The sequence below is a fragment of the Caulobacter sp. Root487D2Y genome (assembly GCF_001427165.1).
In the GTDB taxonomy this organism is placed as follows: Bacteria; Pseudomonadota; Alphaproteobacteria; order Caulobacterales; family Caulobacteraceae; genus Caulobacter.
Map to the genome: position 1 here is coordinate 113079 of NZ_LMFD01000015.1, position 24199 is coordinate 137277.

14 protein-coding genes are annotated in these 24199 nt (G+C 67.6%); 10 read left to right on the forward strand and 4 right to left on the reverse strand.

Translation table 11 applies throughout. From position 1 onward, the window contains the following. Positions 1 to 37 precede the first annotated feature (37 nt). Complete coding sequence (locus tag ASD38_RS22020; RefSeq protein WP_056447087.1) at positions 38 to 3298, reverse strand: TonB-dependent receptor; 3261 nt, start codon at positions 3296 to 3298, stop codon at positions 38 to 40. Between the two features lie 348 nt (positions 3299 to 3646). On the opposite strand from ASD38_RS22020, the gene ASD38_RS22025 reads away from it, so the two are divergent. From ASD38_RS22025 to ASD38_RS22055, 7 genes are all read left to right on the forward strand, one after another. After that, on the forward strand, positions 3647 to 5179 hold the full coding sequence (locus tag ASD38_RS22025) for a tryptophan halogenase family protein (RefSeq protein WP_056463492.1): 1533 nt from the start codon (positions 3647 to 3649) through the stop codon (positions 5177 to 5179). Beyond that, positions 5176 to 6633, forward strand: coding sequence for a tryptophan halogenase family protein (locus ASD38_RS22030; protein WP_056463495.1), 1458 nt, complete (start codon positions 5176 to 5178; stop codon positions 6631 to 6633). Before ASD38_RS22025 ends, ASD38_RS22030 begins: the two co-directional genes overlap by 4 nt. Continuing rightward, on the forward strand, positions 6630 to 8204 hold the full coding sequence (locus ASD38_RS22035) for a tryptophan halogenase family protein (RefSeq protein ID WP_056463498.1): 1575 nt from the start codon (positions 6630 to 6632) through the stop codon (positions 8202 to 8204). The genes ASD38_RS22030 and ASD38_RS22035 overlap by 4 nt, the downstream gene beginning before the upstream one ends. Beyond that, positions 8201 to 9706, forward strand: a complete 1506-nt coding sequence (locus ASD38_RS22040; protein WP_056463500.1) for a tryptophan halogenase family protein — start codon at positions 8201 to 8203, stop codon at positions 9704 to 9706. Before ASD38_RS22035 ends, ASD38_RS22040 begins: the two co-directional genes overlap by 4 nt. Before the next feature lie 401 nt (positions 9707 to 10107). Beyond that, entirely contained in the window at positions 10108 to 13047 is a 2940-nt protein-coding gene (locus ASD38_RS22045; protein ID WP_082560850.1) for a TonB-dependent receptor, read from the forward strand. 157 nt (positions 13048 to 13204) lie between these two features. Beyond that, positions 13205 to 13837, forward strand: a complete 633-nt coding sequence (locus ASD38_RS22050) for a DJ-1/PfpI family protein (RefSeq protein WP_056463503.1) — start codon at positions 13205 to 13207, stop codon at positions 13835 to 13837. A gap of 283 nt (positions 13838 to 14120) precedes the next feature. Further along, a complete protein-coding gene (locus tag ASD38_RS22055; protein ID WP_200946037.1) occupies positions 14121 to 15677 on the forward strand; it encodes a hypothetical protein in 1557 nt (518 codons plus the stop codon). A 12-nt stretch (positions 15678 to 15689) separates the two neighbouring features. Here ASD38_RS22055 and ASD38_RS22060 read toward each other — a convergent pair whose 3' ends face one another. Next, the gene (locus tag ASD38_RS22060) at positions 15690 to 17801 is read right to left on the reverse strand and encodes an alpha-glucuronidase family glycosyl hydrolase (protein ID WP_056463506.1); all 2112 of its coding nucleotides are present in this window, start codon (positions 17799 to 17801) and stop codon (positions 15690 to 15692) included. A gap of 215 nt (positions 17802 to 18016) precedes the next feature. On the opposite strand from ASD38_RS22060, the gene manD reads away from it, so the two are divergent. The 3 genes from manD to ASD38_RS22075 all read left to right on the forward strand — a co-directional run bounded on the left by manD (position 18017) and on the right by ASD38_RS22075 (position 20659). Beyond that, on the forward strand, positions 18017 to 19228 hold the full coding sequence (gene manD / locus ASD38_RS22065; RefSeq protein WP_056463509.1) for a D-mannonate dehydratase ManD: 1212 nt from the start codon (positions 18017 to 18019) through the stop codon (positions 19226 to 19228). 152 nt (positions 19229 to 19380) lie between these two features. Beyond that, complete coding sequence (locus tag ASD38_RS22070) at positions 19381 to 20133, forward strand: FadR/GntR family transcriptional regulator (protein WP_056447110.1); 753 nt, start codon at positions 19381 to 19383, stop codon at positions 20131 to 20133. A 46-nt stretch (positions 20134 to 20179) separates the two neighbouring features. Then, entirely contained in the window at positions 20180 to 20659 is a 480-nt protein-coding gene (locus ASD38_RS22075; protein ID WP_056463512.1) for a surface-adhesin E family protein, read from the forward strand. Between the two features lie 81 nt (positions 20660 to 20740). On the opposite strand, the gene ASD38_RS22080 is transcribed toward ASD38_RS22075, so the two are convergent. Next, on the reverse strand, positions 20741 to 21208 hold the full coding sequence (locus tag ASD38_RS22080) for a hypothetical protein (protein ID WP_156390834.1): 468 nt from the start codon (positions 21206 to 21208) through the stop codon (positions 20741 to 20743). Between the two features lie 56 nt (positions 21209 to 21264). Further along, entirely contained in the window at positions 21265 to 24108 is a 2844-nt protein-coding gene (locus ASD38_RS22085) for a glycosyl hydrolase 115 family protein (RefSeq protein ID WP_056463518.1), read from the reverse strand. Positions 24109 to 24199 lie beyond the last annotated feature (91 nt).

Below are 24199 nucleotides of genomic sequence, written 5' to 3' on the forward strand. Positions count from 1 at the left end.
CCGACCGGACGACGTCCGGCCGGGCTCGCCTTGGGATCTAGAAGCTGGCGCGCAGCACGAAGGTGTAGCGCCGGTCGTTCATGAACCACGACCGTCCAGCCTTGAGCAGCTGGTCGTTCAGGACCTGCGTGGTCTTGGTGATCTCGTTGGTCAGGTTCACGCCCTGCACGCCGACCTTCACCTTGTCGTTGATGGTGTAGAAGATCGAGCCGTCCAGCTGGCCGGTGGCCTCGTTCATGATCGGCGCATAAGGCACGATCACGTCGCGGACCGTCAGCAGGAAGTCCGAACGCCAGTTGTAGGCCAGGCGAGCCGAGATCGCGCCCTTCTCGTAGATGGCCGCCAGGTTGGCGTTGTGCTTGGACAGACCCTGCAGCGGCAGCAGGCCGGTGTTGACCGTCGAGACGCGGCCGGCGGCCACGTCGGGGTCGGTCGCCGACAACGTGCTTTGCGGCACGCCCTTGCTGTCGATGTAGCTGTAGTTGGCGTTGATCCCGAAGCCGTCGAAGGGCGCGGGCAGGAAGTCATAGAATTGCTGGTAGGCGACTTCGAAGCCCTTCACGTGGGCCTTGACGTCGGAGTTGCCCGGCGTGGTGACCGCCACGTTGAAGGTCGCGCCGTTGTTGGTGAACGGAACGCGTTCGGTGGTGTTGGTCGCGACGTCCTTCAACTCTTTCCAGAACAGCGCGAAGGTCAGCGAGCCCACCGGCGCGAAGTACCACTCCGCCGAACCGTCGAAGTTGATCGACTGCGTCGGCTTCAGGAGCGGATTGCCGACGGTGACGGTGCCCGTGAGGCTGTCGGCCGTCACGGGAGGGCCGGCGATCCCCGCATCCGTCGTGTCCAGAGCGATGTTGTAGTAGTTGCGGGTCAGGCCGATATCCGGCGGCGTGATGGTCTTGGAGGCGCCGAAGCGCAGTTGCACCTTGTTCGGCAGCGCCACCTTCACGTTCAGGCTGGGCAGCCAGTAGTCGTAGCTGATGTGCGCGGTGTTCGGGACCGTCGCGCCATTGGAGAACGCCACGGCCGCCTGCTGCACCGACACCGGAAGTTGGCAGTAGTCGGAAGGCACGAACGGCGGCTTGGGATCAGGCAACGCCTGCCAGTTGGCCAGGGACGTGGCGCAGCTCTGCGGGTTCGTCGCGGTCGGCGAGGGATAAGCCAGGAAGCCGGAGGCCTCGCGCTTGGTCTTGGTGTAGCGCAGGCCGAAATTGCCGGTGACCCGGACGTCGCCCTCGAAGTCGTGCTTGAACCGCAGCATGCCGTAGGCCGACTGGGTCTGCTCGTTGACCGGATTGATTTCAGCCGGCCGGAACGGCGTTCCGGCGGTCACGCCGCAGCGCTGGGCCAGCGGCACCCAGTTCTGCGGGCAGCTGCCCGAGAGGCGGGCCCGCCATTCGTCGCCGATAGCCAGGGCCGTGGCCGACATCGCGGCGTAGTCCTGGGCGGGATTGCCCTTGTAGAACGGCCGGGCTTCCAGACCGGTCGGGGCCGGAACCTCGCCGCGCATGAAGTCGGTGAACGGATAGAGTTCGGTGAAGGCCGCGCTGCTCGAACCGCCCGCCGTGGCCGGGTTGCTGTTGATCGGCTCGTCGAACCACACCGGTCCGCCGCCGCCCCAGATTTCGCTCAGGACGCCCCAGTTGTAGGACGTGAAGCGCGTGGTCTGGTCACGTTCGGACCAGCGAACACCGACCCGCGCGGAGTCCAGCCAGCTGTTCTCGGCGAAGCGGTAGTCGACGTCGAGCTTGACGGCGTCTTCCTTGCCTTCGCTCTGCTCGATGTGGTCCATCGCCGAGCGCCAGAAGCTGTTGTAGGGGTCCTGGAAGTTGTTGTGCCCGCCGCGATAGTAGGACGAGCAGCTGCTGTTGAACGGCGTACAGTTCGACGGCGCCGCGCCGCTGGCCGGCGGGATGAACGTGAAGACCGGCATGTCGGAGCCGTTCAGCTTCAGGTCCAGGTTCTGGAAGGTCGAGGCCCAAACGCCGACGTCCAGATTATCGACGGACGAGTCGACGTGCTGGACGTCGAGGGCGACGCCCCAGGTCTCGTTCGGCGTCCACTTGAAGTTGAAGCCGTAGTCCGAGGTCAGGTACTTCTGCTCGACGCTGCGGGTGATGTTGTTGCTCTGCAGGCCGTTGGCGGGCGTGCGCGGATTGGAGCCGTTCTGGTCATCGCGCCAGCCCTGCGAGCCGGTGATGATGCCGTTGGTGAAGATGCCGTCGCTGTCGACGCCGAAGGTGGTGCCGTCGATCGGACGCGAGTCCCCGTTCGAGGTCACGTTGTCGGTGGCGATTTCCATCGCGTGCTCGGTCCAGGACTGCGTCGATTCCGAGCGCAGGTACTGGAGGGTGGCCAGCATGGTGTCGTCGTTGCTGCGCCATTGACCGGCCGCCGCGTAGCCCGTGCGGTCACGCTCGGTCTCGGTGCTGCGGAAGGCCGCGCCGCGCGGGAACCACACGCCCTTGCCGGTATTGTTGGGGCAGTCGACGGCCTGCGGATTGGCGGTCTGAGCGGCGGTGAAGTTGGTGCGGCAGCCGAAGTTCGACACCTGGGTGCCGTCCGAACGGGTCCACAGCTTGGAATCGACGGCGCTCAGCAGCAGGCCGAACGTACCGGCCTCGGTGTCCCATTGATCGCTGTAGAGGGCCGAGAAGGTCGGAGCCCACTTCTTGACGAAGTCGCCGTAGCTGGCTTCGGCCGAGAGCGACAGCAGACGCTTGGTGCTGTCGAACGGCAGGCGGGTGCGCAGGTTCACCGTGCCCGAGATGCCGCCTTCGATCATGTCGGCCGAGGGGCTCTTGAACACGTCGACGCCGCCCATCAGTTCGGCCGGCACGTCCGCGAAGCTCAGGGCGCGGCCGTTGTTGGCCGAGAAGGTGTCGCGGCCGTTCAGTTCCGAACGGACGAAGTTCAGGCCGCGCACGACGACGCCGCTGCCTTCGGTCGAGAAGTGGTCGGGGTCGACGCCGGCGGCGAAGCGGTTGATGGCCACGCCCGGGATGCGCTGCAGCGCTTCGGTGACCGAGCGGTCCGGCAGGGCGCCGATGTCCTCGGCGGTGATCGAGTCGCTGATGATGTCGGAGCTCTGCTTGAGCTGCTGCGAGCTCTTCAGGCTTTGGCGAATGCTGGTGACGACGACTTCTTCGACCGTCTCCACGTCACTGGCCGGCTTGGTCTGGGCCATGGCCGGCGCGGCGACCAGCATGGCGCCGAGCGCCAGGGCGGATACGCCGTACTTGAGTTTTGAAGTTGAAATCGCACCCGCGCATGCGGGCGCACGTTGGACGTTGTCCATTTTAGTCTGCCTCCCCAGTTATTCTTTATGGCAGCTCGTTACCGCTACCATTGGTCGATTGAATCGACCATTATGGTCAGATGATATGGCAAAGCCCGCCTACGTCAAGGTACCGGTACCTTTAGTTAACGGAAAAGAAGGTTGATCCCACCCAACTTTCTGTTTTGTCATAATAATTGGGAAGCGAGCCAATCCGCTTCCCAACAAGATCTAGGGTACAGACCGTGCTTTCCCTCGCAAGGGGAAAAGTACGTCGTCTGACCAATCCGCCTGGACATCACCGTCCGTCGGGTCACACAGAATGACCGCCCGTAGAAGGCGGAACAGGGTCGCCAGAGGGGGAAGCGCATGACGGATCAGGCCGTCCGTAACATTCTAATCGTCGGCGGCGGCACCGCCGGCTGGATGACCGCGGCGGCCCTGTCGGCCAAGCTGGCCGGCCTGCCCATCGCCATCCGCCTGGTGGAATCGGCCGAGATCGGCACCGTGGGCGTGGGCGAGGCCACAGTGCCGCACATCAGGCATTTCAACGCCGCCCTGGGCCTCGACGAAGCCGATTTCATGCGCAAGACCCAGGCGACCTACAAGCTCGGCATCGAGTTTCGCGACTGGGGCAAGCTGGGCGACAGCTACGTCCACCCGTTCGGCGCCTACGGCGCGGCGATCGGCGGCGTGGGCTTTCACCATCACTGGCTGCGGGCCCGCCAGGGCGGCGACCCCACGCCGCTGGAGGCCTATTCCCTGCCGATCCAGGCCGCGCGCCTGGGACGATTTGTCCCACCCTCCTCCGACCCGCGTTCCCTGGCCTCGACCTATTCCTACGCCTACCAGTTCGACGCGGGGCTCTACGCGCTCTATCTGCGCGCCTATGCCGAGGCGCGCGGCGTGGTCCGCACCGAGGGCAAGGTCGCCGACGTCGTCCTGCGCGGCGAGGACGGCTTCATCGAGGCGATCACGATGGAGAACGGCGAGCGCATCGAGGCCGACCTGTTCATCGACTGCTCGGGCTTCCGGGGCCTGCTGATCGAACAGACCTTGAAGGCCGGCTACGAGGACTGGACGCGCTGGCTGCCCTGCGACCGGGCCGCCGCCGTGCCGTGCGACACGGTCGAGCCGTCGGCCCCCTACACCCGCTCCATCGCCGACAAGGCCGGCTGGCGCTGGCGCATCCCGCTGCAGCACCGGGTCGGCAACGGTTACGTCTATTGCAGCGACCATATCAGCGACGACGAGGCCGCCGCCGCCCTGCTGGCGGGGCTGGAGGGCAAGGCCCAGGCCGAGCCGCGCTTCCTGCGGTTCGTCACCGGCCGGCGCAAGAAGCAATGGAGCAAGAACTGCGTGGCCGTGGGCCTGTCGTCCGGCTTCCTGGAGCCGCTGGAGAGCACCAGCATCCACCTGATCCAGGTGGCGGTCACCACCCTGCTGGAGCTGTTCCCCGATCGAGGCTGCGACCAGGCCGACCAGGACGAATACAACCGCGTCATGGATCTGGAGTTCGAGCGCATCCGCGACTTCCTGGTGCTGCACTACCACGCCACCCAGCGCACCGACGCGCCGTTCTGGAACGAGCGCCGCACGATGAGCATCCCCGACAGCCTGGCTTACAAGATGGATCTGTTCCGCGAGCGCGGGGTGGTCGTGAAGTACAAGGACGGCTTCTTCCTCGAGCCCAGCTGGCTGGCGGTCTATCTGGGCCAGAACGTCGTGCCGCGGGCCTACGACCCGGTCAGCGACAGCGTGCCCGACGCCGTCCTGACCCAGCGGTTGAAGGCGATCCGCGACTCCGTCGCCGACACCACGCGCTCCATGCCCAGCCACGCCGACTGGATCGCCCGGTTCTGCGCCGCCGCGCCCCCAAGTGCGTCTGGAGAGGCCGCATGAGCCTCGCCGCCTTGAACAGCGTCGCCATCCTGGGCGGCGGCGTCGCCGGCTGGATGACCGCCGGCGCCCTGGCGCGGGCCCTGCCCGTCGATTGCACGATCCGGGTGGTCGAGACGGCGGACTCCGCGTCGCGCGGAGCCCTGTCCACCCTGCCCGCCCTGCGCACCTTCCATGGCCTGCTCGGCCTGGACGAGGCCGTCCTGATGCGCGCCGCGCGCGGGACCTTCAAGCTGGGCGCGCGATACAGCGGCTGGACCGGCTCCGGCCAGAATGGGGACCATGTCGAGGGCTTCAGCGACGCCGGCGCCAATCTCGACGGCGTGGCCTTCCACCATCACTGGCTGCGGGCCCGCGAACGCGGCGACGTCGGGCGCTACGAGGACTACAGCCTGGCCGCCGTGGCCGGGCGGCTGGGCCGGTTCGCGCCGCCCAGCGAGGATCCCAGGTCGGTGCTGTCGACCCTGTCCTACGGCCTGCATCTGGACGCCGCCGGCTATGTCGCGGCGCTGCGGTCGACGGCGGGCCGCGCGGAGGCGCGGGGCGGAGAGATCGCCGAGGTCGCCCTGGCGCCGGACGGTCGGATCGCCGCGGTGACCCTGGCCGACGGCGAACGGATCGTCGCCGACCTGTTCATCGACGCCACGCCGGACGGCCGCCTGATCGCCGCCATGCCCGACGCCGCCTGGATCGACGAGTCCGCCGCCCTGGCTTGCGACCGCCTCGCCCTGCGGGAAGTCGCCCCCCGCGCCAACCCGCCGCCCCTGACCGAATTCGAGGCCGTCGCCGAGGGCTGGCTGCGGCGCGTTCCCCTGCGCGGCGGCGACGCGGTGACCCTGGCCTACGCCAGTGGTCAGACCTCCGACGACGCGGCGCGCGACATTCTGGGCGGAGAAGCGACGATTGTCTCACTGCGCAACGGCCGTCGCCGGCGGGTCTGGTCCGGCAATTGCCTGGCCATCGGCCCGGCGGCGAGCCAGCTGGAGCCGCTGAACGGCGACGACGCGCGAGCGATCCAAAGCGGCGTCGGCCGGCTGATCGCCCTGCTGCCCACCGCCGAAGGCTCGCCCCTGGCCGCGATGGAATACAACCGCCTGATGGCCGAGGAACAGGAGCGGGCCCGCGACATGGCCGTGTTCCGCTACGCCGCCGCCGCGCGGACCGACCCGTTGTGGGTCCAGGCCCGGCGCGCCCCGCCTTCCGCGGCCCTGGCCTATAAGCAAGCCCAGTTCGAGAGCCGGGGCCGCGTGGTGCTGTACGACGAGGAAAGCTTCGTGGAGGGGGCCTGGGTCGGGGCCTTCCTGGGCCACGGGATCACGCCGCGGCGTCACGACCGGTTGGCCGACCGTCTGCCCGGCGACCAGGCCGACGCGGCCCTGGCCCGACTGCGCGGCTTGATCCGCCAGGCCGCACAGGCCATGCCGCTTCACGCCGACGCCCTGAAGGATCGCCCATGACGCCCTCTCCCATTGGCGCTCCCATCCGCCCATCCCCCATCCGCAAGGTGCTGGTCCTGGGCGGCGGAACGGCCGGCTGGATGACCGCCGCGGCCCTGTCCAAGGTGCTGGGCGGCCAGGTCGAGGTCGTGCTGATCGAGTCCGAGCAGATCGGCACGATCGGGGTCGGCGAAGCCACCATCCCGCCGATCCTGACCTTCAACGCCATGCTCGGCATCGACGAGCGCGAGTTCATGCGGGCCACCCGCGCGACCTTCAAGCTGGGCATCGAGTTCCGCGACTGGACCCGTATCGGCGACCGCTACATCCATCCGTTCGGGAGCTTCGGCCTGGATATCGAGGCCCTCAAGTTCCACCAGGTCTGGCGCAAGGTGCGCGACCAGGTCGGGCCGATCGAGGACTTCAACCTGGCCGCCGTCGCGGCGCGTCAGAACCGCTTCGCCATGCCCGACCCCGATCCGGCCAAGGTGCTGTCGAGCCTCAAATACGCCTTCCATTTCGACGCCGGCCTCTATGCCCGCTTCCTGCGCGGCTTCGCCGAGGCGCGCGGCGCGACGCGGGTGGAAGGCAAGGTCAAGGACGTCGCCCTGCGCGGCGAGGACGGCTTCATCCAGTCGGTCACCCTGGAGGACGGCCGCGTCTTCGAGGCCGACCTGTTCATCGACTGCACGGGCTTCCGCGCCCTGCTGATCGGCCAGACCCTGGGCGGGACTTATGTCGACTGGAGCCACTGGCTGCCCAACGACCGGGCCGTGGCCCTGCCCTGCGACACCGGCGGCGACGGCCTGACGCCCTACACGCGCGCCACCGCCGACAAGGCCGGCTGGCGCTGGCGCATCCCGCTCCAGCACCGCACCGGCAACGGCTATGTCTATTCCAGCGCCCATATCGGCGACGATGAGGCCTTGGCCGCGCTGAAGGCGGGCCTGGACGGACCCGCCCAATCTAACGAAAGGGGCGCCGATCCCAACTTCCTGCGCTTCCAGCCCGGCCGCCGCGACCGGGCGTGGATCAAGAACTGCGTCGCCATCGGCCTGTCGTCCGGCTTCCTGGAGCCGCTGGAGAGCACCAGCATCCACCTGATCCAGGCCGCGATCACCAAGCTCCTGGCGCTGTTCCCGGACACCAGCTTCGATCCGCTGGAGATCGACGAGTACAACCGCCTGACCGCCCAGCAGGTCGAGCTGGTCCGCGACTTCATCATCCTGCACTTCAAGGCCACGGAGCGGTCGGACACGCCCTATTGGGACTATCTGCGGACCATGGAGATCCCCGAGAGCCTGGCGCGCAAGATCGACCTGTTCGCCGGGCGCGGGCGGTTGTTCCAGTCCGACTACGACCTGTTCGCCGAGCCCAGCTGGATCGCCGTGCTGATGGGCCAGGGGATCGTGCCCCGCCAATACGACGCCCTGGTCGACAGCCTGCCGCAGGCCGCCCTCGTTCAGCGCCTGCAACGGATGTCGGCCCTGATCGGCCAGACCGCCCAGGCGATGCCGAGCCACCAGGCCTTCATCGCCCGTTATTGCGCCGCCGAGGCGGCCGCCAACACTCCTGTATCGAGGCCCGCATGACCGACCAACGCCTGCGCAAGATCGTCATCGTCGGCGGCGGCACCGCCGGCTGGATGACGGCCGCGGCGCTCGGCCGCTTCCTGAAGGACGGCCACACCCAGGTGACCCTGGTGGAGTCCGAGGAGATCGGCACGATCGGGGTCGGCGAGTCCACGATCCCGCAGATCAACATCTTCAACCGCATGCTGGGCCTGGACGAGAACGAGTTCGTCCGCCGGACCAAGGCGACCTTCAAGCTGGCCATCGACTTCGTCGACTGGAAACAGATCGGCCACAGCTACTACCACCCGTTCGGCCCCTACGGCGTCGACATGGAGGGCGTGTCGTTCCACGCCTACTGGCTGCGGCTGAAGGCCATGGGCGAAGCGGCCGACCTGACCGACTACTCGCTGCAGGCCCTGGCGGCCGACCAGGGCAAGTTCATGCGGGCCAACGGCCAGGCCAACTCGCCGCTGGGCACGATCGCCCACGCCTATCACATCGACGCCGGCCTCTACGCCCAGTACCTGCGCGGCTATGCCGAAGATCGCGGCGTGCGCCGCCAGGAAGGTAAGATCGTCCAGGTCCACCAGCGCGCCGAGGACGGCTTCGTCGAGGCCGTAACCCTGGAAGGCGGCCAGCGCGTCGAGGGCGACCTGTTCATCGACTGCTCGGGATTCCGCGGCCTGCTGATCGAGCAGACCCTGAAGACCGGCTTCGAGGACTGGTCCCACTGGCTGCTCAACGACCGCGCCGTGGCCGTCCCCTGCGAGTTGGCCGGCTCGCGCCAGCCGGTGACCCGCGCCACCGCCCGCCCCGCCGGCTGGCAATGGCGCATTCCGCTGCAGCATCGCCTGGGCAACGGCTACGCCTATTCCAGCGAGCACATCAGCGAGGACGAGGCCACCGCCTACCTGCTGGCCAATCTCGACGGCGCGCCGCTGCGCGATCCCTTCACCCTGCGGTTCAAGGCCGGGCGGCGTCTGAAGAGCTGGAACAAGAACGTCGTGGCCATCGGCCTGTCGGCCGGCTTCATGGAGCCGCTGGAGAGCCAGAGCATCCACCTGATCCAGGTGGGCATCTCGCGGCTGCTGGCCATGTTCCCCGACAAGCGGTTCGAAACCCCCGACATCGACCGCTACAATCGGGTCATGCGGTTCGAATACGAGAAGATCCGCGACTTCATCATCCTGCACTTCCACGCCACCCAGCGCAGCGACACGCCCTATTGGGATTATCTGCGGGAAATGCCGATCCCGGACTATCTGGCCGACAAGATGGCGGTGTTCAAAAGCTACGGCCGGGTGTTCCGCGAGAACGAAGAGCTGTTCAACGACACCAGTTGGTTCGCGGTGATGATCGGCCAGGGGATCGAGCCGCGCGGCCACGATCCGATGGCCGACGTGATGTCCGAGGAGGATCTGCGGGCCAAGATGGGCAACATCCGCGCCGTCATCGCCAAGTCGGCCGAGGTGATGCCCGACCACCTGAAGTTCATCGCCGACAACTGCGCGGCGATCTAGGACGCAAGGACGCCTTCTGTCGAACGTCTGCCCGAACGCGGTCGCGAAGCGCGGACCGCGCGCCCGCGCTTGCTTGAATTCGAGGATCTCTCGCGGAGCGCGCTATTGGTAAGACCAATAGCGAAGGTCATTGTCAGATATCTTCCCTTTTTCGGGCGATATCGCCTGTTCCCCGGACGTTCCCGGGTGGTCGGTCGGCAACACCTGTCGCAAATGGTCAAACATTGGTTTTTCAAGAGGTATGACCTCGTTGACTTACGAGGCCTTACCTCGTAACCATCACCTCCTGTGACCGCTACCATGGCCGCCCCATTCGTCGCCAAACGCCGACGACCCGAGGACGGACTGGCGACGCGTAAAACGACAAGTGCGCAGAGCACTGAGACTTCAAGGGGAGAAACATGGTTCAAACACTTCAGTCGCGCGCCCTTCGCCTGGCGCTCATCGGGGCCAGCTGCCTGACCGGCCTGGCCGCCGCGCCGGCCTTCGCGCAGCAAGCCGCGCCGGCCGCCTCCAACGCCGATACGGTCGAGGAAGTGGTCGTCACCGGCTTCCGCAAGAGCCTGACCGACGCCACCAACGCCAAGCGCGACAGCATCGCCTTCACCGACTCGGTGTTCGCCGAAGACATCGGCAAGTTCCCCGACCTCAACATCGCCGAGTCGCTGAACCGCATTCCCGGCATCCAGCTGACCCGCGAAATCAACGGCGACGGCCTAAACATCGCCGTGCGCGGCCTGGGCACCAACTTCACCAAGATCCTGCTCAACGGCTCGCAGATCGCCGTGGCCTCGTCGGGCCGCACCGACGCCCAGAACCAGAACCGCGAAGTCGACCTGAACCTGTTCCCGACGGAACTGTTCACCCGCCTGGACGTCAGCAAGACCCCGATGGCCAGCCAGGTCGAAGGCGGCGTCGCCGGCGTGGTCAACATGCGCAACGCCCGTCCGTTCGACCGGGCCGGCCGCCACTTCACCTATTCGCTCCAGGGCGGCTATCAGGAGAGCGCGGGCAAGTGGAGCCCCCGCGGCGCCGTCCTGGCCAGCGACACCTGGGACACCAGCCACGGTGAGTTCGGCCTGTTGCTCGGCTATGCCGGCGCTCGCACCAAGAGCCGCACCGACGGCTTCGAGACCATTGGCTGGACCAACGCCAACCTGACCTACGCCCAATGCGGCACGACCCCGCCCGCCGGCACGGCCGCGACCGCCATCTCGCCCGCCTGCAACAGCGCCGTCGGCGGCAACGGCTACAGGATCCCCGACACCGTCCCAGCCACCGCCGGCAACGGCCTGGTGGCCGGCACGCCGATCACCGCCGCCTATCTGCAGAGCCTGAACCCAGGCACGACCGCCCAGCAACTGGGCGACGGCATTATCCCGCGCCTGGGCCGCCAGTCCTACAGCGAAGGCACGCGCAACCGCGACTCCGTGCTGATCTCGGGCGAATGGCGTCCGAACGACGCCCTGGCCTTCTATAGCGACCTGCTGCTGGGCCAGACCCACAACGACTTCAACCGCCTCGACATGGACTGGATCGTCCGCAACTCGGGCGGCATGGTTCCGATGAACGTCAAGGTCGACGCCAACAACGTCGTCACCAAGGGCACGTTCGCCAACTCCCAGTTCTTCCTGGAAGCGCGGCCCTATGACGAGAAGACCGACTTCTACAACTTCAACCCGGGCGGCTCCTGGCAGATCAATCCGTGGCTGCTGCTGGACGGCCAGTTCAACCTGAGCCGCAGCGTGTTCTTCCGCGAGGCCCCGACCATACTGGTCAACTCGCCCGCCGGCCTGACCGTTGACTTCGACAACACCGGCGGCGACATGCCGTTGATCAAGACCGGCGTCAACCTGAACGACCCGAACCTGGGTTGGACCTTCGCCGGCGGCCGCCTGAACATCCAGAACGAGAAGCGCGTCACCTCCAACAAGGGCACGCACTGGAACTTGAAGATCGGCGAGGACAACGAGAACTACATCAAGGTCGGCGTCGCCTATGACGACATCAGCCGCTCGATCCAGGCCCTGGACAACAGCGGCGCCTGGCAGACCTTCACCTGCGGCGGCGGCCTGGTGAACAACGCCGTCCCCTCGCCCACCCCGCCCTGTAACGGTCAGGCCGGCTCGGCCATCACCCAGGCCCAGCTCGCCTCGTACCTGCGCCCGGGCCCGATCGGCTTCATCACGGTCGACTACGACTCGTTCAAGGCCGCCAGTTCGTTCGACCGCTTCAACGAAACCGCCCCGGCCGTGTCGTCGGCCGCCACCGCCGCCAGCTCGGGCTTCATCGAGGAAGAGAACATCGGCGCCTATATCGAGGCCAACGCGGTCACCCAGATCATGGATCGCGACCTGGCCTTCAACTTCGGCGGCCGTTACGTCACCACCGACCAGACGATCCGCGGCCCGCAGACCGTCAACGGCGTGACCTCCACCCTGGAGCGTCAGACCACCTACGACGCCTTCCTGCCGGCCTTCAACGCCGTCTACAAGGTGCGGGACGACGTCAATCTGCGCATGGCCGCCTCGCGGACCATCACGCGCGCCAACCCCAGCGCCATGCTGCCGGGCACGACCTTTAGCGACGTGTCGGCTCAGACGGCCAGCCAGGGCAACCCGGCGCTCAGCCCCTACACCTCCAACAACTTCGACATGGGCGGCGAGTGGTACACCGGCGGCGCGGGCTATGTCGGCGTGGCTCTGTTCCAGAAGGTGATCAACGGCTTCACGGTCCAGGGCACCAACACCATCCCGTTCACCCAGCTGGGCGTGGCCTACGCCAACCTGACGACCCAGCAGCAGCAGGCCATCGACCTGCGCGGCGGTCCGAACGTGGCCACGGTCACCGTCAACCAGCAGGTCAACGCCGGCGGCACCCTGACCATCCGCGGCTACGAACTGAACTGGGTCCAGCCGCTGGACTTCCTGATCCCGGGCACCGGCTTCACCGCCAACTACACCCGCATCAACCAGACCGGCAGCGGCAGCGGCGCCCCGGCCGTGGCGGTCGGCGTCTCGCCCTACACCTATAACCTGACCGGTTACTACGAAGGTCACGGGGCCTCGATCCGGCTGTCGTACAACTACAACGACGCTCAGATCAGCTCGGACCCCAACCAGCAGAGCATACCGGTCGCTCGCCTGAAGACCGACGCCTACAAGCAGGTCGACCTGTCGGCCAGCTACCAGCTGCCCTGGAAGCATGCGCCGCAGATCACCTTCAACGCGATCAACATCACCGACGAAGTGCAGCGTCAGACCTTCCAGTACTCGAACGCCGCATTCACTTACTACAAGCCCGGCTCGACCTATCTGATCGGCATCCGCGGCCAGTTCTAAACCTTACGCGAACGCCTTCCTTCCTTCCTTCCTTCGCGTTCCCCAGCGGCGTGTCTTCGGACACGCCGTTTTTTTGCGCCGAGAGCCATCTTGGATTGACCTGAACAGGCATCACGCTCCAAGGTTGTCTTCACGCCGCGGACAAGGGAGGGGCGAGATGAGGCTGGGCATACCCGTCTACGAGGGAGTCGATCTGCTCGACGTCACCGGTCCGGCCGAGATGTTCTACTGGGCCGGCAAGGCCCAGCCCTTGGAGACCCTGATCCTCTCCGAGGATGGCGGTCCGGTGACCGCGATGAACGGCGTCCGCTTCGAGGCCCACGCCAGTTTCGACGAGGTTCCGACCCTGGACATCCTCTGGACGCCCGGCGGCGACCCGGACGTGCTGGGCCGGATCATGAGCGATCCCTGCTCGCCCTATCTGGCCTATCTGCGCCAGGTGGCGGAGAACGCGACCTGGGTGTGTTCGGTGTGCGAGGGCGCGCTGCTGCTGGCCCAGGCGGGGCTGCTCGACGGGCACAGGGCCACGACCCACTGGGCGTTCATCGCCTGCCTGCAGAGCTTCTGCGAGATCGACGTCGACACCAGCAATCCGCGCTTCGTGGTGTGCGGCAACCGGCTGACCGGCGGCGGCATCTCCTCGGGTCTCGACGAGTCCCTGCAGCTGATCATGATGCTGTTCGGCCAGGCGGCGGCCGAGGCCGTCCAGGTGACGACCCAGTACTTCCCCGATCCGCCGGTGATGGGGACCATCCCGCCCACCCCGACCTGCCCGGTGACCTGGTCCTGACGCCGCGCTAGTCCCCGGCGCGCAGGGGAAGCCCAGGCTCTCGCGATCGTCCAGCGAGAATGGGCCGACGGCGCTTCGCCGGCCGGTCGACGCCCGCCATGAAGATTGGCGGGCCCATATCAGGTGCTCACCCGAGAGAACACCGGGTCGCAACGGAGTGCGGCGCGCACGCCGTCCAGGCCTCAATGACCCAGGTCCTACGGCTTCGTCGAGCGACGGGCGCGCCCGCGTCGAAGCCAACCGGTGTGTCCGGGACAAATGGATGAGGGTCGAAGCTGTGAATGTGAAGCGTCTGACGTCGCGGCCTCGGGCCAGAGCAGCCCTTGTCGGTCTTGGCCTCGGCCTGCTCGGGCTCAGCGCCCAATCGGCCGGCGCGCAGACCGCGACCGGCGCCCAGCCCGCGCCCGTGCCCGTGCCCGACGCCCAGCGGCAACGCATGGAACAGCAGCTGCAGGAGCTGATCGACATGCGGGCGCAGTTCGACGGGCGCATTCGGGCGCTCGAGGTCGAACTCCACGGAAGTGCGGCGGCGCCGGCGGCGCCCGCCCCGGCCGTCGCCACCACCGCCCCCGCGCCTGAGGCTGCTGAGCCCATCCAGACGCTCCCGACGCAGCGGGCCGAGGCGGCGGCGGAATACCCGGCCAAATGGGGAGGCTTCGAGCCCGGGAAAGGGCTCATCCTCATGAGGTCGGACGTCGGCGAGGTCGACCTCGGACTGGTGAGCTACCTGCGGTACCTCAACCAGCATGGCCTCGATAAGACCTACACGGACTCCTTCGGCAGGACCTCCACTGTCGTACCCAGGGAGGACCTCCAGCTGGCGAAGGTGCAGATCACCCTGCGAGGTTGGCTGTTCGATCCCAGATTCGGTTACAACGCCTACGTCTGGACGTCGCAGGCCAGCCAGGGGCTCGGCGCCCAGGTCGTGGTCGCCGGGAACATCAACTGGACCTTCAATGACGCCTTGAAGGTCTATTTCGGCATCCATTCCCTGCCGTCCACGCGCTCGACGAACCGGACCTTCCCCTACTGGCTTCGCAACGACAACCGGCCGATCGCCGACGAATTCTTCCGCGGCTCCTACACCCAGGGCATCTGGGCCGAGGGCAAGATCACACCCAAACTCGAATACCGGGCCATGATCGCCAACAACCTGAGCGCGCTCGGCGTCCAGGCGCGTCAGCTCGACGCCAAGATCAACACCTATTCGGGCGCGCTGACCTGGACGCCGACCACCGGAGAGTTCGGACCGGCCAACGGCTTCGGTGATTTTGAAAAGCACGAGAAGGTCGCGACGCTGTTCAGCGCCCACTACACCCGCAGCACCGAAACGCCGCAATCCCAGCCCGCCACGGATTCGATCGAAAACACCCAGCTTCGACTTTCCGACGGCACCCTGCTGTTCGCCAACGACGCCTTCAATACTCCAGGAAGGATCCTCGAAGCCCGCTACCAGATGATGGCCCTGAACGCGGGGGTCAAACACAAGGGGTATGCCCTGGAACTTGAATACTATGCGAGATGGCTCGACAATTTCCGCACCGAAGGCCTGGTTCCCGTGGACGACCTGTTCGACAGCGGACTCCAGGTGCAGGCATCCGCCATGCTCATCCCCAAGACGCTGCAGCTTTACCTTTCCGGATCCAAGATCTTTGGCGAATACGGTGATCCCTACGACGTCGCCGTCGGCTTCAACTATTTCCCCTTCAAGCGCCGGGATCTGCGGGTCAACGTCATGGGGCTGTACACCGACAGGTCGCCGGTCGGCTACACGGCCTATCCCGTGCCGGTGGGCGCCAACGGCTTCACCCTCGTCACCGACTTCTCGCTCGCCTTCTGATCCGCATCCTCGCTAGTTCCCCGGCGCGTACGGGAAGCTCAGCCCCTCGTAGTAGTCCAGCGAATGGGCCGGAGCCGCCTCGCCGGCCGGCAGCGGCAGGCCCGAGAACGTCTGGAAATAGGCGATCGAGGCGTCGCGCCACCACTGGGCTTCGTTGCGCTGGATGGCCAGGAAGTCGGCGACCTGGGCGTGACGCTCGGGATCGACATAGGGCGCCAGATCCGCCCAGGTCTTGCCCATGCCGTCCACCGTGGCGACGCCGCGCGAATAGTGCGTGACCATGCCGTCCCACAGGGTCTGGCCGGACTTCAGCCTGTAGGTCCACGGCAGGTGGTGGAACCAGAGCAAGTCCCGCTCGTCGACGGTCTTCAGGTCCGAGAAGCGCTTGGCGACCACAGGCGCGTACTGGGCCGTGGCGTTGCTGCCGGCGGCGGTGCGGTCGAAGCCGATCCCGTCCTTGCCGGCCTTGGCGTAGTAGACGCTGGTCCAGTCGGCGCGCGGTCCGCCGGTCACCCACGGGCCGGGGCCATAGTGGTGGCCGCGGCCCATCTGGTGGTGCAGGCCCAGCGGGGTCATGTAGTCGACCGCCGCCTCGCGCGAGCCCATCATCATCGCCACGGTCGGCGTGACGAAGCGCGGATCGGTCGAGAAGGTCATCCTGGCCCAGTCGGCGGCGATGTCCTTCGTCGAGGTCTCCGGATCCCAGGCCAGGCGGCCGAAGACGTACCAATTGGCCTGGTCGAACTGCGAACCGCTCCAGTTGCGGTCGCGGCCGATGTTCGACACCCCGGCCATCAGGGTCAGCGGGCGGTGATCCAACGTGCCGTCCACCACCTTGGCCACGGTCGAGCCCGCGCCGTGGGCGTAGGTGTCGGACTTCAGGGTCTCTTCGTAGAGCGGGCCCAGATAGACCAGGTGAGTGGCGAAGCCGAGGTATTCCTTGGTGATCTGGAACTCCATGCCGAGGTTGGTCTTGGGCATGGCCCCGAACAGCGGGTGGAACGGCTCGCGCGGCTGGAAGTCGATCGCCCCGTTCTTGACCTGGACGATGACGTTGTCGCGGAACTGGCCGTCGAACGGCTTGAACTCGCTGTAGCCCTGCTTGGCGCGGTCGTCCGGCTGCTCGTGCGAATAGACGAAGGCCCGCCACATCACGATCCCGCCGTGCGGCCCCACCGCGTCGGCCAGCATGTTGGCGCCGTCGACATGGGTGCGGCCGTAGTCCTGCGGGCCGGGCTGGCCTTCGGAATTGGCCTTGACCAGGAAGCCGCCGAAATCGGGAATGGCCTTGTAGATCTCGTCGGCCTTGGCCTTCCAGAAGGCGCGCACGGCCGGGTCGGCCGGGTCGGCGGTCTTCAGGCCGCCGATCTCGATCGGGGCCGAGAACCGGGCCGACAGATAGACCTTGATGCCGTAGGGCCGGAACACGTCGGCCAGGGCCGCGGCCTTGGCGATATAGGGCGCGGTCAGGCTGTCGGCCTTGGCGTTGACGTTGTTCAGCACCGTGCCGTTGACGCCGATCGAGGCGTTGGCGCGGGCGTAGTCGACGTAGCGGGGGTCCTTGTAGTCGGGCAGCTTCCACCAGTCCCACAGCGAGGCGCCGGCGTAGCCGCGCTCGACATGGCCATCCAGGTTGTCCCAGTGGTTCAGCAGGCGGTGATTGACCTTGGGGGCCGACAGGATGTCCAGCTTGTCGACGCCCTGCCCCGTCTGGATCAGGCGCAGATAGTGGAAGACGCCGTACAGCACGCCGACGTCGGTGTTGGCGGCGATGACCGTGGTCTTGCCCACCGTACGGATCAGGTAGCCTTCCTCGCCCGCGCCCTTCAGCGGCAGGTCCAGGGCCGCGACGGCGGGCGAGCCCGCGGGCGTGCCCAGCAGGATCGAGGGCGCGTCCGTCGCCGGCGCCCCGCCGACCAGGCCGTCCAGCCCGCGCCGCAGTTCGGCGCGCGCGATCTTCAGCGTGGGGGTGTCGGCGCTGGGCGCGATCGTCCGGGCGGCCGGACGCTGGTCCGCCGGCAGCGGCCGATAGCGCAGCCACAGGTCATAGCCATCCTCGGCCCGGACCGCCGAAGCGCTCAGGGACGCTGAAATCAGGCCGGCCGCCAGGCAGAGCCCCCGCATAAACGACACGAGACGCATGTTTTCTCCCTGGCGACACCATGCCGTGCAACGCGAGGGGGCGCGACGGTCTTGATCTTGTGATACCGCTACCTTGATCAAAGGTCGAGACACCGTGACGCCAGTGGTCAGACCAATAGGTTGACAACTGCCACGCCTGATTTAGACCGATACCGCTACCATCCGACTTTTGACGGTCGGGTCAACGAAAGCGTCACATGCCGAAGATCACCGCCGCCAGAGTCATCGTCACCTCCCCGGGGCGAAATTTCGTCACCCTGAAGATCGAGACCAGCGACGGCGTGCATGGCGTCGGCGACGCCACCCTGAACGGCCGCGAACTGGCCGTCGCGAGCTACCTGGCCGATCACGTGATCCCCTGCCTGATCGGGCGCGACGCCCATCAGATCGAGGACATCTGGCAGTACCTGTACAAGGGCGCCTACTGGCGTCGCGGCCCCGTGACCATGGCGGCCATCGCCGCCGTCGACATGGCCCTGTGGGACATCAAGGCCAAGATCGCCGGCCTGCCCCTTTACCAGCTGCTGGGCGGCGCCTGCCGCACCGGCGTGATGGTCTACGGCCACGCCAACGGCGCGACGATCGAGGAGACCCTCGAGAACGCGGCCGTCTACGCGTCCCAGGGCTACAAGGCCATCCGCCTGCAGTCGGGCGTGCCCGGCCTGAACGGCGTCTACGGCGTCTCCAAGGACAAGTTCTTCTACGAGCCCGCCGACAGCCACCTGCCGACCGAAAGCCTATGGTCGACCGAGAAATACCTGCGCAGCGCGCCGGGCCTGTTCGAGGCGGCGCGCGACAAGCTGGGCTGGGACCTGCACCTGCTGCACGACGTCCACCATCGCCTGACCCCGATCGAGGCCGGCCGCCTGGGCAAGGACCTGGAGCCCTACCGCCCCTTCTGGATGGAGGACGCCGTCCCCGCCGAGAACCAGGCCAGCTTCCGCATCATCCGCCAGCACACGACCACCCCGCTGGCGGTGGGCGAGATCTTCAACTCGATCTGGGACTGCAAGCAGCTGATCGAGGAACAGCTGATCGACTACATCCGCGCCACCGTGGTCCATGCCGGCGGCATCACCCACCTGCGCAAGATCGCCAGCTTCGCCGACCTGCATCACGTGCGCACCGGTTGCCACGGCGCCACCGACCTGTCGCCGATCTGCATGGCCGCGGCCCTGCACTTCGACCTGTCGATCCCCAATTTCGGCGTCCAGGAATACATGCGCCACACCGAAGCGACCGACGCGGTGTTCCCGCACGCCTACAGCTTCGCGGACGGCATGCTGCATCCCGGCGAGGCGATCGGCCTGGGCGTCGACATCGACGAGGCGCAAGCCGCCAAGCACCCCTACAAGCGCGCCTACCTGCCGATCGCCCGCCGCGAGGACGGTTCCATGCACGATTGGTGAGGCTGCTTTGACGCCGGTCCCCGACAGGTTTTGAGGCTTAGGCCAAGCTTTGGGCGACCGGTGTCAGAAATAGCCCGCGCGGGCCAGGTCGGCTATGCTATCGCGAGTCCGAGGGGCCGTGCGGCCCGCCGCCGAGAAACTGACGAAAGCACATGGCCGAGAACGTCAAGCTCTACCGCCGGATCGCCGACTCGATCGCAGACGCCATCGAGAGCGGTCAGTACAAGCTTGGCGACCGTCTGCCCACGGAGCGCGAGCTGGCCGAACAGTTCGGCGTCAGCCGCCCCACCCTGCGCGAAGCGATGATCGCCCTGGAAATGCTGGGCATGATCGAGGCCCGCCACGGCCTGGGAATCTATGTCACCGGCGACGTCCGCCCGATCACCCCGGCCAGCGCCGAGCCCGCCCTCGAGATCGGGGCGTTCGAACTGATCGAGGCCCGCCGCCTGTTCGAGGGCGAGGCCGCCGCCCTGGCCGCCACCGCCATCACCGACGACCAGATCCTTGAGCTCGAGGCGCTGATGGAGCGCATGGCCCGCGAGGAGGAGATCCTTGGCGAGGACGCCGACCGCGAGTTCCACATGGTCATCGCCCGCGCCTCGGGGAACGGCGCGATCATCGCCACGATCGAGAACCTGTGGGACTGGCGCAACCGCTCGCCCCTGGCCCGCAACATCCTGACCCGCGCCCGCGGCATGGGGCTGGAGCCCCGCATCGTCGAGCACCGCCGGGTGTTCGAGGCCCTGAAGGCCCGCGACCCCGCCGCCGCCCGCCAGGCCATGCGCGACCACCTGGAGCGCGTCATCGACCACCTGCTGCACGCCACCGAGACCGAGGCCGTGGAGCGGGCCAAGCAGGAAACCGGCGCTAGGCGCAGCGCCATCGCCAAGCGCGTCGCCATCTGACTGCGCTATCGCGGCCCGTTCGGGCGATCTTCGGTTGGAGGCGGTCATGTTCGGTTTGATCTTTATGCTGCAGACGGCCCCGATCCAGGACGCGCCCTCGGCCGTGGACTCCGTGACGGTCTCTCCCGAGAAGCAGGCGACCCAGCGGATGCCGCTGTGGGCCGAGAAGATCCAGCCAAGGGACTGGCCGTTCATCGGCGGCGTCGCGGACCGATCGATCCTGGTGTTCGCCAAGACCGCCGCCACGCCGCCCGGATCGCCCTATCCGCGGGTCTGGATCCGCCACGAATACAGCGGCCCGCAAGTCGACGCCGCCGACGGGGTCGCCCTGGCGCCCTATCGCTCGGAAAAGCTGGTCGAGGAGGTCGATTGCGGCAAGCAGCTGTTCCGCCGGCTCAAGGCCTATCGCCACGGCGACAACAATCTGGAGGGCCCGACCCAGGCCCTGGGCTTCACCGAAGCGGCCTGGACGGTCCCCGAGCCCGACACCTTCGACGCCACGATCGTCCGCGACGCCTGTCTCTGAAGCATTTTCAAGCGAAGTGGATTCCGGTTCGCGTGAAGAGCCCCGGCCTGATGCAGTCAGGTCGGGAAAGGCTCCAGGCGGCTACAGCCCCTGGATCTTCAACACGTCGGGGTCGATCGCCAGCCCGTAGAGATAGCGATGACGCGAGGCCGAGCCGCGCTTCAGCTGCTTCAACTGGGCGTTCTGCTCGTCGGTCAGCTTGAACGGCCGGTAGCCGCGCGATCGCAGACAGGACTCCAGCGCTGGCTCCAGCTGATCGGCGACGTTGTTCCACACCCGGTACTGGCTGCGCTTGGCGCTTTCCATCACCTCGAAGACGTCCTGGCCGTCCATGGCGAACACCTGGTCGACGCTCGCCACGGCAACCGGCGCGGCGCTGCCGGCCAGCCAGGCGCATTCGACCGCGTCGGTGCGGTACTGCAGGAACGAGATCCCGGGCTTGCCCCAGCTCTGGCGGTCCGGCGCAGGCTGGGACTGGGCGGTCCCGGCCAGCGACGCGATCTGAGCGGCGGCGGCCGCGACGGCCAACGATCGGATAAAAGGACGCATCTTCAGCCTCCTCCTCTCGCCCCGATTATCGCAGGGCCCGGGATCGAAACAAAGTCCTAGCGCCGCGCGCCCTCGACCGGGCCCAGATAGCTTTCGGGCGCCTCGCCGCGCGAGATGACGAGCCGCTCGAACACCACGCCGGGATCCACCCGCCACAGCCGGATGCGATGGGCGCCGGCCCTGGCCGCCGTCAGCCGGATGGTCTGGACCCGGGCGTTGTCGGCCACGGCTTTCTCCCAGCTCTTCTGGCCTTCGCCCGTGCGCGTTTCGCCCTCGTGCAGGTTGGCGATCACCGGCGGCGCGTCGTCCAGCGAGACGGCGTAGCGCAGCCCGGTCCCGCCCCGGAAGTCCAGACTGGGCGCGGTGAAGACCCGCAGGTCAAAATCGCCGGCCTGCTCCAGGTCGACGGCGTAGTCCAGGAAAGCCCCCTGCCCCGGCGCGCTGGACGGCGCGGTCGAGGGATAGCTGGCGACGCCCGACAGGGTCCGGCCCAGGCCCGGGATCGTCGTCCACGCCACCCCGCCCGCGCCGGTCGCGGCGACGTGATGCTCGGCCTCGATGGCCAGCGGGCCGCCGGCCTCGACGAAGGCGCCCTTGGCGACCTTGCGTCGCGCGCCGTCGACGACCGCCGTGACGACCACCGTCTGGTCATCCGGACCCGTGATCGTGATCGGAACGCGGCGCGCGCCCGTCGGGGCGGCCTTCCAGTCGACCGATACCTCCAGCCGCGTGTCGCCGTTGGCGGCGGCTGGGCCGGAAGCCACCTTAACCCAGGGCTCGCCGGCCTTGGCGGTGAAGGCCAGGGGCCCGGTCCGACGGTTGAACAGGTCGATCCAGCGGCTGGCGGCGCCGTCACGGGCCAAGGGCGGCAGGTCGGCGGCGGCGGCCACCGCCTCGGCCCGTCCCTCGACCGCGACGCCCCAGCCAGGCGCGGCCTTCACGGCCGCCGTCGCGGGCATGACGTTGGTCGGCGGCTGCTGCCAATAGGTGTAGCCGATGTGGGTCTGGCTCATCATCTTGCGCCACTTGCCGCCGGCCAGGTCCTCGTCCCACTGGCGGACCAGCTCGGCGTCGCGGGCGAACAGCGCCTGGACCTTGGCCGCCTGGTCATTGGCCGCCGCCCGGCCCTGCGCCGCGTAGAGCCTGTTGCGGCCGGCGGCGATATAGAGCCGGGTGTGGTTGGCGCTGGCCTGGATCGGGAACCAGACCAGCTGGAAGAAGGCGTCGTCCTGGTCCTTGGGCAGCACCCGACGCAACACGTCGGCGCGCCGCTCCAGGTCGGCCCACTCGGCCTCGACCCGCTCGGCCTCGCGGAAATTGACCAGGCTGAAGGTCGAGCCGTCGATCAGCTCGGGCTTGCGCCGGGCGTTCAGCCGCGTGTAGCCGTCCAGCAGGGCGGCGATCTCGTCGGCGTGCTCGGGCCCGAACTGGGCGGCGGCCCAGTCGCGCGTGAAGCCCGACATCTTCCCGACCGTCATGGCGTCCGGATCCCAGGCCATGTCGAGGAAGAACGCGATGGGCAGCTCCATCGGCTTGAGGTCGCCGACATTGACGATCCACAGCCGGTCGGCGCCGTAGTCCCGGGCCAGCTTCATCTGCTCCCAGGTGCGCGAGACCTGGTTGGTGTTGAGCCACTTGTAGTTCCGCGGCCCGCCCACATAGTCGAAATGGTAGTAGACGCCGTAGCCGCCCGGCCGGGTCTTGCCCGGTTCGGGAAGCCGGCGGATGTCGCCCCAATTGTCGTCCGAGAACAGCAGGGTCACGTCATCGGGCACGCGCATGCCGGCGTCGTAATAGTCCTGCACCTCCTTGTAGAGCGCCCAGACCTGCGGGGTGTTTTCTGGAGCTTTTCCAGTCACTTCGCCGATGATCTTGCGCTGGTCGGCGACGATGGACTCCAGCAGCTGGGTGGCCGTGCCCTGGGTCATCGGCTCGTCGCCGTCGCCGCGCATGCCCACCGTGACCAAGCTCTCGTTGGCCCCCAGACGCTTGACGCCCTCGCGCCAGAAGTCCCGAAGCGCCTCGGGGTTCTTGGCGTAGTCCCACGGCCCCTGGCCGTAGCGCTCCCACTCGACGTGGGCGCGGCCCAACGGCTCGTGGTGCGACGTGCCCAGCACCACGCCGTATTCGTCGGCCAGCGGCGCGCTCAGGGGGTCGTCGTCATAGATCGACTTGCCCCACATGGCCGGCCACAGGAAGTTGCCCTTCAGGCGCAAGGTCAGCTCGTAGACCTTGGCGTAGAAGTCGTGGTTCACCCCGCCGAACCGGACCTTGGCCCAGCCCGACAGCGCCGGGTCCTCGTCGTTGAGGAAGATGCCGCGATACTTGACCGCCGGCTTTTGCACGCGGCGGCCGGCGGCGACATAGGCCTGGTCCTTGACCGGGATCGGCGTGTCGGCCCACCAGCTCCACGGCGAGACGCCGGCCCGCTCGATCAGATCATAGGCCCCGAAGATGGTGCCGCGCTTGTCGGCTCCAGCGATGACCAGGGCCCGGGCCACGCCCGGGCGCGGATTCTCGACCACCTGCTGGACGAAGGCCTCCCACTGGCCGCCGACGCCGGTCGCGTCGAGCTTGCCGGAGGCGATCAGGGCGTCGATCGCGGCGCTCTTGCCGATGGTGCCGATGATCACGACCGGCGCGTCCTTGGCCGGCTCGGCCTCGGCCGACAGCTTGGCGAGGTCGCCGCGGACGTCGTTGACCGCCCGCAGCACGCCGGGCCAGTCGGTGATGTCGGTCTCGATCCGCGCCGAACGCCCCTGGGCGATCAGCGGAAAGGCGCCGGCCGCCGGCGCCGCGGTGATCGCCGCGGGCTCGGCGGCGCGCGCGGGCGCGGCGATGGCCACGCCGACCGCCAGGACGGCGGCCAGGGCCAGAGCGGAAATCGCGGCGCGGATCATGGGTTGGGCTCTCCGTGCAAGGCGACGCCCCCTCCGTCACGCGGCTGCGCCGCGCGCCACCTCCCCCGTTTCACGGGTGAGGAGAGTCTTC

Bases quoted from the DNA above. Each gene is read 5' to 3' on its own strand.
- ASD38_RS22040 (WP_056463500.1), top strand. From the start codon at position 8,201: ATGACCGACCAACGCCTGCGCAAGATCGTCATCGTCGGCGGCGGCACC.
- ASD38_RS22020 (WP_056447087.1), bottom strand. From the start codon at position 3,298: ATGGACAACGTCCAACGTGCGCCCGCATGCGCGGGTGCGATTTCAACT.
- ASD38_RS22070 (WP_056447110.1), top strand. From the start codon at position 19,381: ATGGCCGAGAACGTCAAGCTCTACCGCCGGATCGCCGACTCGATCGCA.
- manD (WP_056463509.1), top strand. From the start codon at position 18,017: ATGCCGAAGATCACCGCCGCCAGAGTCATCGTCACCTCCCCGGGGCGA.
- ASD38_RS22075 (WP_056463512.1), top strand. From the start codon at position 20,180: ATGTTCGGTTTGATCTTTATGCTGCAGACGGCCCCGATCCAGGACGCG.
- ASD38_RS22025 (WP_056463492.1), top strand. From the start codon at position 3,647: ATGACGGATCAGGCCGTCCGTAACATTCTAATCGTCGGCGGCGGCACC.
- ASD38_RS22030 (WP_056463495.1), top strand. From the start codon at position 5,176: ATGAGCCTCGCCGCCTTGAACAGCGTCGCCATCCTGGGCGGCGGCGTC.
- ASD38_RS22035 (WP_056463498.1), top strand. From the start codon at position 6,630: ATGACGCCCTCTCCCATTGGCGCTCCCATCCGCCCATCCCCCATCCGC.
- ASD38_RS22080 (WP_156390834.1), bottom strand. From the start codon at position 21,208: ATGCGTCCTTTTATCCGATCGTTGGCCGTCGCGGCCGCCGCCGCTCAG.
- ASD38_RS22050 (WP_056463503.1), top strand. From the start codon at position 13,205: ATGAGGCTGGGCATACCCGTCTACGAGGGAGTCGATCTGCTCGACGTC.
- ASD38_RS22085 (WP_056463518.1), bottom strand. From the start codon at position 24,108: ATGATCCGCGCCGCGATTTCCGCTCTGGCCCTGGCCGCCGTCCTGGCG.
- ASD38_RS22045 (WP_082560850.1), top strand. From the start codon at position 10,108: ATGGTTCAAACACTTCAGTCGCGCGCCCTTCGCCTGGCGCTCATCGGG.
- ASD38_RS22060 (WP_056463506.1), bottom strand. From the start codon at position 17,801: ATGCGGGGGCTCTGCCTGGCGGCCGGCCTGATTTCAGCGTCCCTGAGC.